This window comes from Pseudomonas sp. W5-36 (genome assembly GCF_046540455.1).
GTDB classification, from domain to species: domain Bacteria; phylum Pseudomonadota; class Gammaproteobacteria; order Pseudomonadales; family Pseudomonadaceae; genus Aquipseudomonas; species Aquipseudomonas graminis_B.
Map to the genome: position 1 here is coordinate 378,273 of NZ_JAXCIQ010000004.1, position 13,732 is coordinate 392,004.

Sequence of the window (13,732 nt, forward strand, 5' to 3'; positions counted from 1 at the left end):
GTTTCCGTCTTTTGGAAAGCTATGCGCCAAATCTGGAAGTCCTTTCGAGCGCTGTATTTTGCCTCGCTGATGATGTTGATCGGCTCGGGCCTGCTCAGCACCTACCTTGCCTTGCGTCTGGCCGCCGATCAGGTCGATGGCCTGTGGGTGGGTGCGTTGATGGCGGCGAACTATGTCGGTCTGGCCCTGGGCGGCAAGATCGGCCACCGGCTGATCGGCCGGATCGGGCACATCCGTGCGTACGCCACGTGCGCCGGTATCGTCGGCGCCGCGGTGCTGGGCCACGGGCTGTTCGACTATCTCCCGGCGTGGATCTTCCTGCGGATGATCGTCGGCCTGGGCATGATGTGTCAGTACATGGTCATCGAGAGCTGGCTCAACGAGCAGGCCTCGCCCAAGCAGCGCGGTACCGTGTTCAGCCTTTACATGATCGCCTCGTACCTGGGGCTGGTGCTCGGCCAGCTGATTCTGGTCATCCACCCGCAGCTCGGCCCTGAACTGCTGATGCTCGTGGCGATGTGCTTTGCGCTGTGCCTGGTGCCGGTGGCAATGACCCGCAGCATTCACCCGGCGCCCATGCACCCGGCACCGCTGGAGCCGCTGTTCTTCATGCGCCGCGTGCCGCAGTCGCTGACCACGGTGTTGAGCGCCGGCATGATCATCGGCTCGTTCTACGGCCTGGCGCCGCTGTATGCCGCGCAACAGGGACTGTCCACCGAGCATGTCGGTCTGTTCATGGCCAGCTGCATCGGCGCGGGCCTTATCGTGCAAGGCCCGCTGGGCAAGCTGTCAGACCGCTATGACCGTGCCTGGCTGATCCGTGGCGTGGCCGGCTTGCTGGTGCTGGCATCGCTGCCCCTGGCGATCCTCCCGAGTGTGCCCATGGAGCTGCTGCTGGCGGTGGGTTTCCTGGCATCCCTGTTGCAGTTTTCGCTGTACCCGTTGGCCGTGGCGTTTTCCAACGACCACGTCGAAGGCGAGCGGCGCGTGTCGCTGACCGCCATGCTGCTGATGACCTATGGCGTCGGCGCGAGTATCGGCCCGCTGGTGTCCGGCGTGCTGATGAAGATGTTCGGCAGCAACATGCTCTATGCCTTTGTCTGCTTCGTGGCGCTGGTGCTAGTGCTGCGTATCCGTCCGAAAGCCGTCACCAACCTGCACCAGGTCGAAGACGCCCCGCTGCACCACATTGCAATGCCCGACAGCATGTCCAGCTCGCCCCTGGTGGTCGCCCTTGACCCGCGTGTGGATGAACAGGTGGTGCAGGATCAGATGCAGGACGTTGAGCCCGAGCCAGAGGTTTCGTCAGAGGTTGCGCCGGATGCGGCGGCCGATGCAGAAGTACAGCCAGAGATGGTGGAGCGGGTTGTGGCGTCGGGTGAGGGCGTTGTGCGGCCGGTGGCGATTATGGATGAGGAAGTGGCTGCTGAACCTAGTGCGGCTGGGCCGGAGGAGGCGGTTGAGGTGCGTCGGGATGTTGGGGTGGATCGGCCTTTGTGATGGGGGGGCGGTCCCTCCCGAGACCGCCGCGACACCGCAAAACCGAGGGTGGCCACGAGGACGTCTTCCCGGCTGAGCCGGTCCCACTGTCACACCGCGTCCCCTCAGTAGGACTGGCTTTAGCCGGGAAGGCATCCTTCTTTACACCGCAAAATTGAGGGTGTACTCAAGCGTCTATTCCCGTCTGAGGACGGTCCTGCTTCACCCGCCGGCACGCCCTGAAACACGCCAGCCGAGCCACCGACAACGGTCAGAAATCGTCGTCTTTGTCGAAGCGTCGCGCTTCGCGCTGCAGTTGATACACAAAACGCTCGACCTGGCGCTGCACCAATCCACTCATGTTGTGAAAGCGCACACCGGCGAATGTAGTGTTGATTCTTTCTTCGAAGTGCAGATGGCGCAGTTCCACCGGGGTGGTCATGTTGCCGAAGGGCAGGGAAGCGATGAACCGCTCATAGACCTGACCCAATTGCATGCGCTCCGAGACATCGCCTTCAAACCGTAGCTTGCAGCCGGTGGCGGAGACATCCAGCAGCTTACCGCGCAACGGGAATTTAAGCCGGTCGCCACCGATCTCGACATCGATCAGGGACGCGAGTTTGAGCGCCGCGCGGAACGCGTTGCGGCGCTGGTGATAAACGACTTCTTGGGGCAGAGGCCCGCGATAGCTGCGCGGCTCTGCAATGACGGTCAGTTGGTCTTTGCTTTCCCAGGCGATGCGCACGCCGTCGTGAAAACCTTCGACCCGGAAGGGCTCACCGCTGGCGAGGAAACGCTCACCGTCACGGGGGATCATCTCGTCGAAAATCATCTCGTTGGTGTCGCGATTGACGTCGATCACGTAGCTCTGAAACCGCTGGGTGCGCTCGTGAAACGTGATGATCAACGGGTCATGACTTTCCATCAGCAGCCGCAGATTGGCGGCGATTTCCAACGGGGTGGTCAGTACCTTCGGGGGCTGCGGAACATCTTCCGCGCTTGAGGCATTCACGGTCTATCCATCTCCAGGCAAATAACGGCAGCGTTCAGCGTGCGGCATATTGCCACCACGGTGCGCACCTTGATACAAGAACTTACGCCTGGCTGAGCGGACGTGGCCTGGCCTTGCCCGACGTCGAACCGCGGCTGTCATACAGCGTCGGGGTATCGCCGCCGTTGAGAATCCTCAACTGCTGTGCCGTGGTGAGTTGCTGGAGCTGGATAAGGCTGCCGTTCTGTTCGTTGGCGGCCTGGCATTCACTCATCAGTGTGCTGAGTTCATCACCTGCGGTTAACAGGGCTTCACCCACTGACGAATGTTTCGCCACTTCTTCGAGTCCCGCACGATTGGCGGGCAGACCCAGGCTGGTCATCAGCTGGGTACGTCGGCGTCCATGCTGCTCGAGCACGATCACCAGCGCCTGTTTCTGCGCCAGGATGTGTTCCATCTCGACCATATTGCGCCCATGAAGCGCCACTGACTCGGCCTTCAGGATGTCCAGCAGATGCCGGGTTGGCGCAATGTCGTCCGTGATCAGTTGAAGCAATGTAGTGTCTTGCATCGCATGCCCTGGTGTTTAAGCGTCCAGAAGCCCCTGCGCAGACCTGGGGCTAGCGCTGGGCTTCGAAGTTAAGCAGTTTGCTAGCAACACGATTGCTGTCGACCTTATAGCTGCCGTCGGCGACCGCCTGCTTCAACTCAGCCACACGGGCGCTGTTGACGACAGGCTGATCACGCAACGAATCACTGATCTTCTGCAACTGTTGAGCTTCGCTGCTCAAATGTACTGCCTCACCACTGCCGGGCACGCTCGAGGTGCCGCTGACCGCTGCCGTAGCTTCGGTTTTGCTGGCTTCCTTGGTGCTGGCAGTACGTGCTGTACCGCCAACGGGAGTGGAGCTATTCAAACGATTGAAGTCGATGACCATGATTGAAAAACCTCTGGGTTCTAGGACGCTTGCCTTGGTTTCGGCCATACCCGGAATAACTTTAGGGCTCGCGCGAAAACAGTCTCGAATGGACGTCGCGCGGAGCACTGGGGTTCCGAGTGTAGGAAAAGCGCAAGCGCAGCGCCAGAGGTCTTACCTATACATGTCAGTTACATAGCGACCTCAACTTGCCCGGGCGCAACGATGTTGGCCTTGATCACCCGTTGCGAATTGAGGTTCTTCACCCGTATTTGCTCGTTGAAACCGCCGTCGGACAACGCCTCGCCCGGCATGCGCACGCTCATTGAACCGCTGCGCGCGCTGATGACGACCTGATCGCCCTTGTGGACCATTTGCGGTTGGTCGAGGTGGACGGGCGTCAGGATCTGGTCGATGACCGTTGGTCGGACAACTTTCTGCCCGACTGCCTGATCGACTGAATCCAGGAAGCCTTGCCCCAACAGGCTTACGTCACGTTCGCGCAGCGCCACATCGTTTTCAGTCACGATCGCGTCGCGCTTCATTGGCCGCACGGCCGTGACCACATTGCGGTAAAGATGGACCTGGGCCGGCACGAACACCGTCCACGGCGAGGTGCCTTCGCAGCGTATCTTCACGGTGACGCGGCCGATGGGCTGGGCCGGGCTTTCCAGTGATGCTGTCAAATCCTTGTCACACAGCGGCATACGCAGACGCGGATCCAGCTGCTTGACTTCGATCTCGTAGCGGCCGGCGGTTTGGTTGGTCGACATGTAGTCTTCAACTGTGAATTCAAGAAAGCCCTGGGTCACGCCGATAAGTGTTTCAGGCAGGGTCATGTTGTCTGCGCGGCTCAGGCTGGCAGCACACAACAGACACAGCGCGACCAGCACGCAGAGAAAGCTGCGGGTTGCGGGTGCCGGGCGTCGGGATACTGTCGTTTGTGTGTTCATGATGAGTAAATAGCAAGGCCCGTGCCGCTTACCGATCCGGTAGCGCAATTGGTCGTTTTGGGAGGAGTGGTGCATGGCTGGTGTGATGGATTCAGTAAACCAGCGCACTCAACTGGTAGGGCAGAACCGCCTTGAACTGTTGCTGTTCCGGTTGGATGGCAAGCAGTTGTATGGGATCAACGTGTTCAAGGTAAAAGAGGTGCTTCAGTGCCCGAAACTTACCCACATGCCCAAATCCAGTCCGATTGTGCGCGGAGTGGCAAACATTCGTGGCGGGACCATCCCGATCCTCGATCTGGCATTGGCGACCGGCGGCAAGCCGCTGTCTGACATTGCCAATTCATTCGTGATCATCACGGAGTACAACACCAAGATTCAGGGCTTCCTGGTGCATGCGGTGGAACGCATCGTCAACATGAACTGGGAAGACATTCATCCGCCACCCAAGGGCACGGGCCGCGATCACTACCTCACGGCGGTGACGCGTCTCGACAATCAGTTGGTGGAGATCATCGACGTCGAGAAGATCCTCGCCGAAGTGGCGCCGGTCTCCGAGAACATCTCGGTCGGCGTGGTCACGGCGGAGGTGCAGCACAAGGCGTTGTCCTTGCGCGTGTTGACGGTCGATGACTCTTCCGTGGCGCGCAAACAGGTGACGCGTTGCCTGCAAACCGTCGGCGTGGAAGTCACGGCGTTGAATGACGGTCGTCAGGCACTCGATTACCTGCGCAAACTGGTGGAAGAGGGCAAGAAGCCTGAAGAAGAATTCCTGATGATGATTTCCGACATTGAAATGCCGGAGATGGATGGCTATACCCTCACTGCGGAGATTCGCAGCGACCCGCGCATGCAGAAGCTGCATATCGTGTTGCACACCTCGCTGTCGGGCGTGTTCAACCAGGCGATGGTCAAGAAGGTCGGCGCTGATGATTTCCTGGCCAAGTTCCGGCCGGATGATCTGGCGGCGAGGGTAGTGGATCGTATCAAGGCGGCGGATATCAGCTGAGGAGGGATTTTCCTCCTTGCTGTTCACATGATTTGAGGGGCGGCATGTCTACAGGTAATTTGGATTTTGATCAGTTCCGGGTATTCCTGGAAAAAGCCTGTGGCATTTTGCTGGGTGAAAATAAACAGTATCTGGTCTCCAGCCGCCTCAACAAGTTGATGGAGCAGCAGTCCATCAAGTCGTTGGGCGAGCTGATCCAGCGTATTCAGACCCAGCCGCGCAGTGGTTTGCGCGAGCAGGTGGTCGATGCGATGACGACCAACGAGACGTTGTGGTTTCGTGATACGTACCCCTTCGAGGTGCTGAAGAACAAGGTCTTGCCTGAGGCGATGAAGGCCAGCCCCAACCAGCGTTTGCGCATCTGGTCGGCGGCCTGTTCTTCGGGGCAGGAACCGTATTCGCTGTCGATGTCGATCGATGAGTTCGAGCGCAGTAACCCGGGGCAGTTGAAGTCGGGTGTGCAGATTGTGGCGACGGATTTGTCGGGTTTGATGTTGAACAATTGCAAGACGGGTGAGTACGACAGTCTGGCCATCGGCCGGGGTTTGTCGCCGGACCGTCTGCAGCGTTTTTTCGATCAGAAGACGCCAGGGCGCTGGACGGTGAAGGCGCCGATCAAGAGCCGTGTGGAGTTCCGTTCGTTCAATTTGTTGGACAGTTATGCGGCGTTGGGCAAGTTCGATATCGTGTTCTGTCGGAACGTGCTGATTTATTTTTCGGCGGATGTGAAGAAGGACATTCTGTTGCGGATTCATTCGACGTTGAAGCCGGGGGGGTATTTGTTCCTTGGGGCGTCTGAGGCGTTGAACGGCTTGCCGGATCACTATCAGATGGTGCAGTGCAGTCCCGGGATTATTTATCAGGCCAAGTGATTGGCTGCGCTTTTGATTTGATGAGAACCCCGCTTAGGCGGGGTTTTTTGTTTTGTGTTGGCGCTTGTATTTTTGGCAGCGGGTTAATTGTGGTGGCGCTGAGTTTGGTCTGCCTAGTGGCAGACATTTCGCCTTCGGCGAGTTACTTGGAAAAGCACCCCAAGTAACCAAGGGTGCTTGCTCCTGGTTGGGCCCTTCCTTCGTCAGGGTTCCTTCACTCCGGCCTCGCTCCGTGGGCCCGCGCCGAACGGGCATCCATGCCCTGACGGCGCTCTCGCCGCATCCCTGCGGCTCGGCCCACTGCGCGAAACCTCCGTTCAGCCTGCACCCAAGTCGCGTTTTGCGGTGTTTGAGCCTTTTGCGTATGAAGATCAAGATCAAAAGCAGATCAGAAGCAGATCAAAGGCTTCCCGGCTGAAGCCGGTCCTACGACGTGCGCGCCGTGTCAGAGATATCTGATCGTTCCCACGCTCCGCGTGGGTATGCATCCCGTGACGCTCTGCGTCACTTCCACGGCCTGAATGTGCGTCGTCTGCGGGACGCGGAGCGTCCGGAGCGGCATTCCCACGCGGAGCGAGGGAACGATCATCACTGACTGCACGCGGTGTATTAGTAGGACCGGCTTCAGCCGGGAAGCCTTTGATCTGCTCTTGATCTTCGTGCACAGCCAGCCCAGACGACGACAATCGCGACTTGGGTGCAGGCCGAACGCAGACGACGCGGAGTGGGCCGAGCGGCATGGATGCCGCGAGAGCGCCGTCAGGACATGGATGTCCGTTCGGCGCGGGCCCACGGAGCGTCGTCGGAGTGAGGGAACCCTGAGGAACGAAGGGCCAAGCCAGGAGCAAGCACCCTTGGTTACTTGGGGTGCTTTTCCAAGTAACTCGCCGAAGGCGAAACGGTCTGCCCCCAGGCAGACGCTGTTGATCTTCTCAAGCTGAGGCTGACGCGTAATACGGCAAAAAAACGGCACCGTCCTTGCCGCTTTTCTCCCATCGAGCGGAAATCCCTTGCCGCTTTTCTGTCATCCCCCATCACCAAGACCCCTGCAGCCCGCTAAAAACGGCACTTTCAGCAAGTGGCACGCACCTTGCTATAACTCCTGCACGTACATCTGGTCAGCCCTCAAAGGTCCCGACATGAGCATCAGTTTTGAAAACGCCCTCGGCATCCACGAAAAAGCGCTCAACTTCCGCGCCCAGCGTGCTGAAGTGCTGGCCAACAACATCACCAACGCCGACACCCCCAACTACAAGGCCCGTGACCTCGACTTCTCCAAAGTCCTGGCCGCCGAAAGCGACAAAAGCAAAAACGGCCACTTCGCCCTCGACATGACCAACAGCCGTCACATCGAAGCCGAAGGCATGAGCGATGGCGAAGCCAGCCTGCTCTACCGCACCCCGTCGCAGCCGTCGCTGGATCAGAACACCGTCGACTCCCAGGTCGAAAATGCCAACTACGCCGAAAACGCCATCGGTTTTCAGGCCAGCTTCACCTTGCTCAACAGCAAATTCAAAGGGCTCGTTGCAGCCCTGCGCGGAGAGTAATCCATGTCCCTGTCCAGTGTTTTCAATATTGCCGGTAGCGGCATGAGTGCCCAGAACACTCGTCTCAACACCGTGGCCAGCAACATCGCCAACGCCGAAACCGTGTCCTCCAGCATGGACAAGACCTACCGCGCCCGCCATCCGGTGTTCGCCACGGTCTTCCAGGGTCAGGAATCCGGCGGCAGCGCCTCGCTGTTCGAAGACCAGGGCCAGGCCGGCACCGGCGTACAGGTTTCCGGCATCATCGAAGACGCCTCAAACCTCGAAGCACGTTACGAGCCAAACCACCCCTCGGCTGACAAAAACGGCTACGTCTATTACCCGAACGTCAACGTCGTCAACGAGATGGCCGACATGATCTCGGCCAGCCGTTCGTTCCAGACCAACGCGGAAATCATGAACACCGCGAAAACAATGATGCAGAAGGTCCTGACCCTGGGTCAGTGATAAAGGGCGAAATCCATGACGGTCTCAAGCACAGACGCTACCTCGACGTTCCTCAAAGGGCTGCAAAGCACGACCCCCGGGACCACAGGCACTAGCACCAAATCCAGCACCGACACCAGCAGCCTCACCGGCTCAAGTTCCCTGGGTAAGGATTCATTCCTGCAATTGCTCGTGACGCAAATGCAGAACCAGAACCCGCTCGATCCCCAGGACAACAGCGAGTTCGTGGCCCAGCTGGCTCAGTTCAGCAGCCTGGAAACCATGCAGAACCTGAGCACCTCGGTCGACTCGATCAGCACCATGTATCAGTCGTCCCAGGCGTTGCAGGCCTCGTCCCTGGTTGGCCGCTCGGTGACCGTGGACGCCGGTTCTACCTACGTCGACACCAGCAAGGCGATGACAGGTTCGGTGGTGCTGCCATCGTCCAGCACCGACACCACGGTGAAGGTCTACGACAGCACCGGTACCAACGTCGTGCGCACCATCGACCTGGGCACTCAAGCGTCCGGTACCACCTCCTTTAGCTGGGATGGCACGGATGACAGCGGCGCAGCGGTGGCAGCGGGCAATTACAGTTTCGTCGCCAACGGCAGCCTCAACGGCACCGCCACTCAGCTGAGCACCTATCTGCCGGCGACAGTGAACAGCGTGACCATGGGCACAACGGGCTCTGACATGACGTTGAACCTCGCCGGCGGCACCCAGGTGGCACTGGCAAAAATCAAGCAAATCGGAATTTAGAGCCGACTAGACGGCGCAGGAGTTAATCATGTCTTTCAATGTTGGTCTTAGTGGGCTCTACGCCGCAAACAAAAGTCTGGACGTCACCGGCAACAACATTGCCAACGTCGCGACCACCGGTTTCAAATCTTCCCGTGCGGAGTTTGCTGACCAGTACGCCCAATCGATTCGCGGCACCTCCGGTAGCACCAACACCGGCAGTGGCGTCACCACCGCCGCCGTTTCTCAGCAGTTCACCCAGGGCACGCTGAACACCGGGACCGGTCGCAGCCTGGACCTGGCGATCAACGGCAACGGCTTCTTCATGATGAGCAACAACGGCGAGAAGCTCTACACCCGCGCCGGTGCATTTCACACCGATTCCGATGGCTACATCGTCAACGAATCGGGCAACAATCTGCAGGGCTACAGCGTTGACGGTCAGGGCAATGTCGCCACGGGCGTGCTGAGCAACCTGCGCGTCGATTCGTCGAACCTTGCGCCGAAAAGCACCAGTTTGATCACCGTCGCCTCCAACCTGAACTCCTCGTCGACCGTGCCGACGGTGTCGACATTTTCGCCGTCGGACACCAGCAGCTACACCACGACCTACAGCACGCCGATGTACGACAGTCAGGGTAACCAGCACACCCTCGACCAGTATTTCGCGAAGACGGGCACCAATACCTGGACCATGTACAGCCTGGTCGATGGCCGCAGCATCAACGATCCAACGTCCACTACCGCTGACGCGACCGCAGTGACCTTCGATTCGTCGGGTGGCTTGATCACCAGCGGTACCGGCAGTCCGGACACCACCAACTCGCCCAACGTGAGCATTGGTACGGACGGTGTTTTCTCCATCAACAACTGGGTGCCGGCCGCCAAGACAACTGTTGGCAGCACCACCACCTGGGCGAGCAATGGTGCGGCCGCGAACGCGGGCGGGATCAAGCTCAACATGCTGGCGACCACCCAGACCAACGCCGTGTCGGGTGCGATCAGCAAGACCCAGGACGGTTACGCCACCGGCCAGATCACGGCCATGAACATCGACGCCACCGGCAACATGTTCGCGACCTACACCAACGGTCAGTCCAAGGTGATCGGTCAGGTGTCGCTGACCAACTTCGCCAACGTTCAGGGCCTGTCCCCGGCGGGCGGCACCAACTGGCGCGAATCGGCTTCGTCGGGCATCCCGGTCACGGGCGCTCCACAGTCGGGTACGCTGGGTTACTTGACCGGGCAGGCGCTGGAAGAATCCAACGTCGACCTGACCGGTGAGCTGGTCAACCTGATCAAGGCGCAAAGCAACTACCAGGCAAACGCCAAGACCATTTCGACCCAGAGCACCATCATGCAGACCATCATTCAGATGACCTGATAACGGTCGCTGGACACGGTCAACGAAGCCCCTCTCTGAGGGGCTTTTTTATGGTTTTTTTTTGACGGAAATATCGAGAGCCATCCCACTCTACAACTGGAAACTTCCTACTTTCGTCTTTGCGAGAATCAAGTTCGCTGACAAATAAATGCCATTGAGCGGCGCCGTTTACGCGGCCCGTTCGATTGCATTCATTTGCCCGCGATCTCGATGCATCGACGAGCGTGTCGTTGAACAACGACTCAGGGAGTGTTCATGTCATTCAACACAGCGGTTTCAGGTTTGCACGCGGCGCACAAGCGCATGGAAGTGGCCGGCAACAACATCGCCAACGTCCACACCTCCGGTTTCAAATCCTCTCGCGCCGAGTTCTCGGCGGTCTATTCCTCCTCTATGCTCGGTGGCAGCCGCACGGCCTCAGGCGACGGGGTGCAAGTGGCCAACGTTTCGCAGAATTTTGCCCCCGGCGGGGTCATCACCAGCGAGGGCAGGGCGCTCGACATGCGCATTCAGGGCAGCGGTTTTTTTGTCATGAGTGACGCCGGTTCCATCAGTTACGGCCGGTCCGGGGCGTTCATCAAGGATGCGCAGAATTTTGTCGTCGACGCCCACGGCAGCCGCTTGCAAGGCTACGGGGTGACAGACGCCGGGGAGGTGATCAGCGGCGTTCGTACGGATCTGAAGATCGACGCGGCCGACATGTCGCCCAAGGCCACGGGCAAGATGGAGCAGACCCTCAACCTGAACGCGGCGTCGGCGTCACTTGGCGCCATTCCGCGCTTCGACCCTGGCGACCCGACTACCTACACGCGGGTAACGGGACGGCTGATTCAGGATGCCGGCGTTCCGCCAACGGATCACGAGCTCAAGCAGTACTTCGTCAAGACTGAAGACGACAACTGGACGTCGTACATTCTCGTCGACGGCGTCAATCCGCTGGACCCGACCAGCACCGCGCCGCTGGAGATCGGTTTGCAGGTGTCTGCGGCGGGGAGGCTTTCGCTCACCGGCCCGACGGCGGCGGTGAAGATGATTTCCGACACCGAGTTGTCCCTGCAGACATGGCGCCCGGCGGTGAACGTCAACGGCAGTTGGACTGCCAGCCCCGCGCCGTCTCCAGGACCGATCTCACTGCCGTTGCTGGACGGCGGCCTGCCGGTGCTCGACCCGGCCGATCCGCTCATGCCGCGGCCCGTGCCGACCTTCAATCCTGCGGACATCACCACCTACACCAAGGCGTCCACCTATGGCGTGTTCGACAGCCTCGGCATGCGCCACGAAATGACCCAGTATTTTGTCAAAGATGGCAGCAACAGCTGGAAGATGCATACGCTGATTGACGGGCGCAACCCGCAGGACCCGACCAGCACGGCGCCCTCGACGGCGAGCATGCTGTTCGACTCCGGCGGCTCGCTGCAATCGCTGATCGGCAGTCAATGGCTGACCGCCGCCAACAACACCCTGACCCTCGAAGGCTGGGTGCCGGCCAAACCGCTGGACGGCAACAAACCGGGCGGGCGTTGGGGCGCGAATGGCGCGGTGGGAAATGCCGACGGCATTGTCATGGACTTCAACAAGATCAGTCAGCACAACGCCGCCACCGGCAGCAGCAACATCGTGATCGATGGCCACACGGCAGGGCAGGCGAACCAGCTGACAATCGACAAGAGCGGCATGCTGATGATCGGCTTCAGCAATGGCCTGCACCGCAACGTCGGTCAGGTCATGCTCGCCAGCTTCGCCAACAACCAGGGGCTGCAGCCGGTGAGCGACACGCGCTGGGTCGAAACCCTGGCCTCTGGCGTGGCCAATTACGACATGCCGGGTGTCGGCACCTTGGGCAGTGTCATCGGGCACTCGCTGGAGGGCTCCAATGTCACGTTGACCAATGAGCTGGTCGAGCTGATCCAGGCGCAGACGGCGTATCAGGCGAACTCGAAAACCCTGTCGACGGAGGCGGAACTGATGCAGACGTTGATACGCGCAACTTGATTGCGCGCCCGCCGAAAATCACGATGTTGGAATGAACCTCGGCAGCCTCACCGGCCTCTTCCCGGCTGAAGCCGGTCCTACAAGAGCGATGCGCGCAGTCAGTGGGATTGGGTGTGAACGCGAATGTACGACCGGCTTTAGCCGGGAAGGCGGCGTGTCAGACGATCAGTCCGTCACGGTCCAAACGAAACAACTCAAATCGAGCAATCCGACTTCACATATGCGGCGCTGATCCGGGTCCAGCCTTCGCCGGGACTGGTCTGGGCGCAGACCGTGCGGTGGGCGCCTTGCCAGAGGAAATAAGGTGCCGGCGCCGCCCAGGCGGCAAACGAGCAGGCAATCAATGTAAGGAGCAGGGCGGTGCGCAGACCCATGACGGTTTTCCGTAGCGACTGAAGCGAATTCACAAAACGCTGCAAGTTTCGCACCCCATGGAGAGTTTTCTGGCGCTCGCTGCCGTCGATTTGCAGGAAACCGGCGGTCCGCTGTCGCGCAGCGGCTCAAACCGGATCCCAGTCCGCCAAATCCGGCCGGAATCATTGAAGAATCAACGCTTTGTATCACTGCTGAAAAACTGGTTCGATTATTGCTATGACCTGTTCAGTACAGCTACAGGCGGCAAGCGTCTGTCGGAGGAGGAAGACTGTGGACAAGTTGCTATACGTGGCCATGAGCGGAGCGTCGGAAAACGCCATCGCCCAAAAGGCCCATGCCAACAACCTGGCGAACGTTTCGACCAACGGGTTTCAGCGCGACCTCGAGCAGGCGCGCTCAATGCCCGTGTTCGGCGAGGTCAACCCGTCCCGGGCGTACGCCATGAGCGAACGTCCCGGGACCGACTTCAGCCAGGGCGCGATGGTCGACACCGGTCGTGATCTGGACGTCGCCGTCAAAGGCAATGGCTGGATGGCGGTGCAGACAGCCGACGGCGGTGAAGCCTACACCCGCACCTCCAGCATGAACATCGACGCCCTCGGCGTGTTGCGTGATGGCAATGGTTTGCCGGTCATGGGCAACAGCGGGCCGATTGCCGTGCCTCCGCAGCAGCAGATCGAGATCGGCGCCGACGGCATCATCAGCGTTCGCTCGCTGGGCGAGAGCCCGCAGGTCATGGCCCAGATTGACCGCATCAAGCTGGTCAAGGGCGACCAGACCACCATGGAAAAAGGCCCTGACGGTCTCATGCACACCAAGAGCGGCAGGCCGGCCCAGGCCGATGCCGACGTGCAGGTCGAGTCCGGGTTTCTGCAGGCCAGCAACGTAAACGCCGTTGACGAGATGACCTCGGTGCTGGCGCTGTCCCGCCAATTCGAACTGCACATCAAGATGATGAAGACCGCCGAGCAGGATGACGAGTCGATGGCTCGCGTCTTGCAAATGGGCTAATGACTGACAGCTTGCGCCGATAAACAGGCGCTCGAGGA

General features: G+C 59.9%; 14 protein-coding genes. 9 read left to right on the forward strand and 5 right to left on the reverse strand.

Annotated features, from left to right (window positions below):
* Nucleotides 1-21: 21 nt before the first annotated feature.
* Nucleotides 22-1,500 carry an MFS transporter gene (locus SLW74_RS09995; protein WP_369318571.1) on the forward strand — a complete coding sequence of 493 codons (1,479 nt, stop codon included), beginning with the start codon at nt 22-24 and terminating at the stop codon, nt 1,498-1,500.
* Between the two features lie 250 nt (nt 1,501-1,750).
* Here the strand turns inward: SLW74_RS09995 and SLW74_RS10000 are convergent, their stop codons facing one another.
* The 4 genes from SLW74_RS10000 to flgA all read right to left on the reverse strand — a co-directional run bounded on the left by SLW74_RS10000 (nt 1,751) and on the right by flgA (nt 4,340).
* Nucleotides 1,751-2,491: a flagellar brake protein gene (locus tag SLW74_RS10000; RefSeq protein ID WP_141695117.1), complete on the reverse strand. Its 741-nt coding sequence runs from the start codon at nt 2,489-2,491 to the stop codon at nt 1,751-1,753.
* An 82-nt stretch (nt 2,492-2,573) separates the two neighbouring features.
* Nucleotides 2,574-3,041, reverse strand: a complete 468-nt coding sequence (locus tag SLW74_RS10005) for a flagella synthesis protein FlgN (protein ID WP_065987254.1) — start codon at nt 3,039-3,041, stop codon at nt 2,574-2,576.
* A gap of 49 nt (nt 3,042-3,090) precedes the next feature.
* Nucleotides 3,091-3,408 carry a flagellar biosynthesis anti-sigma factor FlgM gene (gene flgM, locus SLW74_RS10010; RefSeq protein WP_410928820.1) on the reverse strand — a complete coding sequence of 106 codons (318 nt, stop codon included), beginning with the start codon at nt 3,406-3,408 and terminating at the stop codon, nt 3,091-3,093.
* Between the two features lie 170 nt (nt 3,409-3,578).
* The gene (flgA, locus tag SLW74_RS10015) at nt 3,579-4,340 is read right to left on the reverse strand and encodes a flagellar basal body P-ring formation chaperone FlgA (RefSeq protein ID WP_192130015.1); all 762 of its coding nucleotides are present in this window, start codon (nt 4,338-4,340) and stop codon (nt 3,579-3,581) included.
* 73 nt (nt 4,341-4,413) lie between these two features.
* Here flgA and SLW74_RS10020 point away from each other — a divergent pair, with 73 nt between their 5' ends.
* The 7 genes from SLW74_RS10020 to SLW74_RS10050 all read left to right on the forward strand — a co-directional run bounded on the left by SLW74_RS10020 (nt 4,414) and on the right by SLW74_RS10050 (nt 12,308).
* Entirely contained in the window at nt 4,414-5,346 is a 933-nt protein-coding gene (locus SLW74_RS10020) for a chemotaxis protein CheV (protein WP_065987256.1), read from the forward strand.
* Nucleotides 5,347-5,390: 44 nt separating this feature from the next.
* Nucleotides 5,391-6,218: a protein-glutamate O-methyltransferase CheR gene (cheR, locus tag SLW74_RS10025; RefSeq protein WP_065987257.1), complete on the forward strand. Its 828-nt coding sequence runs from the start codon at nt 5,391-5,393 to the stop codon at nt 6,216-6,218.
* A 1,139-nt stretch (nt 6,219-7,357) separates the two neighbouring features.
* The gene (flgB, locus tag SLW74_RS10030) at nt 7,358-7,765 is read left to right on the forward strand and encodes a flagellar basal body rod protein FlgB (RefSeq protein ID WP_065987259.1); all 408 of its coding nucleotides are present in this window, start codon (nt 7,358-7,360) and stop codon (nt 7,763-7,765) included.
* A 3-nt stretch (nt 7,766-7,768) separates the two neighbouring features.
* The gene (flgC, locus tag SLW74_RS10035; protein ID WP_065987260.1) at nt 7,769-8,212 is read left to right on the forward strand and encodes a flagellar basal body rod protein FlgC; all 444 of its coding nucleotides are present in this window, start codon (nt 7,769-7,771) and stop codon (nt 8,210-8,212) included.
* Nucleotides 8,213-8,227: 15 nt separating this feature from the next.
* On the forward strand, nt 8,228-8,953 hold the full coding sequence (locus tag SLW74_RS10040) for a flagellar hook assembly protein FlgD (protein ID WP_065987261.1): 726 nt from the start codon (nt 8,228-8,230) through the stop codon (nt 8,951-8,953).
* Between the two features lie 28 nt (nt 8,954-8,981).
* The gene (gene flgE, locus SLW74_RS10045; protein ID WP_065987262.1) at nt 8,982-10,316 is read left to right on the forward strand and encodes a flagellar hook protein FlgE; all 1,335 of its coding nucleotides are present in this window, start codon (nt 8,982-8,984) and stop codon (nt 10,314-10,316) included.
* A 255-nt stretch (nt 10,317-10,571) separates the two neighbouring features.
* The gene (locus SLW74_RS10050) at nt 10,572-12,308 is read left to right on the forward strand and encodes a flagellar hook protein FlgE (protein ID WP_410928764.1); all 1,737 of its coding nucleotides are present in this window, start codon (nt 10,572-10,574) and stop codon (nt 12,306-12,308) included.
* 194 nt (nt 12,309-12,502) lie between these two features.
* Here SLW74_RS10050 and SLW74_RS10055 read toward each other — a convergent pair whose 3' ends face one another.
* Nucleotides 12,503-12,682 carry a hypothetical protein gene (locus SLW74_RS10055; RefSeq protein ID WP_065987264.1) on the reverse strand — a complete coding sequence of 60 codons (180 nt, stop codon included), beginning with the start codon at nt 12,680-12,682 and terminating at the stop codon, nt 12,503-12,505.
* A gap of 271 nt (nt 12,683-12,953) precedes the next feature.
* On the opposite strand from SLW74_RS10055, the gene SLW74_RS10060 reads away from it, so the two are divergent.
* Nucleotides 12,954-13,694: a flagellar basal body rod protein FlgF gene (locus tag SLW74_RS10060; protein WP_410928765.1), complete on the forward strand. Its 741-nt coding sequence runs from the start codon at nt 12,954-12,956 to the stop codon at nt 13,692-13,694.
* Nucleotides 13,695-13,732: the final 38 nt, after the last annotated feature.

Excerpts from the sequence above, each read along its gene's own strand:
- cheR (WP_065987257.1), top strand. The coding sequence starts at position 5,391 with ATGTCTACAGGTAATTTGGATTTTGATCAGTTCCGGGTATTCCTGGAA.
- flgC (WP_065987260.1), top strand. The coding sequence starts at position 7,769 with ATGTCCCTGTCCAGTGTTTTCAATATTGCCGGTAGCGGCATGAGTGCC.
- flgA (WP_192130015.1), bottom strand. The coding sequence starts at position 4,340 with ATGAACACACAAACGACAGTATCCCGACGCCCGGCACCCGCAACCCGC.
- SLW74_RS10055 (WP_065987264.1), bottom strand. The coding sequence starts at position 12,682 with ATGGGTCTGCGCACCGCCCTGCTCCTTACATTGATTGCCTGCTCGTTT.
- SLW74_RS09995 (WP_369318571.1), top strand. The coding sequence starts at position 22 with ATGCGCCAAATCTGGAAGTCCTTTCGAGCGCTGTATTTTGCCTCGCTG.
- SLW74_RS10040 (WP_065987261.1), top strand. The coding sequence starts at position 8,228 with ATGACGGTCTCAAGCACAGACGCTACCTCGACGTTCCTCAAAGGGCTG.
- flgM (WP_410928820.1), bottom strand. The coding sequence starts at position 3,408 with ATGGTCATCGACTTCAATCGTTTGAATAGCTCCACTCCCGTTGGCGGT.
- flgB (WP_065987259.1), top strand. The coding sequence starts at position 7,358 with ATGAGCATCAGTTTTGAAAACGCCCTCGGCATCCACGAAAAAGCGCTC.
- SLW74_RS10020 (WP_065987256.1), top strand. The coding sequence starts at position 4,414 with ATGGCTGGTGTGATGGATTCAGTAAACCAGCGCACTCAACTGGTAGGG.
- SLW74_RS10050 (WP_410928764.1), top strand. The coding sequence starts at position 10,572 with ATGTCATTCAACACAGCGGTTTCAGGTTTGCACGCGGCGCACAAGCGC.
- SLW74_RS10005 (WP_065987254.1), bottom strand. The coding sequence starts at position 3,041 with ATGCAAGACACTACATTGCTTCAACTGATCACGGACGACATTGCGCCA.
- flgE (WP_065987262.1), top strand. The coding sequence starts at position 8,982 with ATGTCTTTCAATGTTGGTCTTAGTGGGCTCTACGCCGCAAACAAAAGT.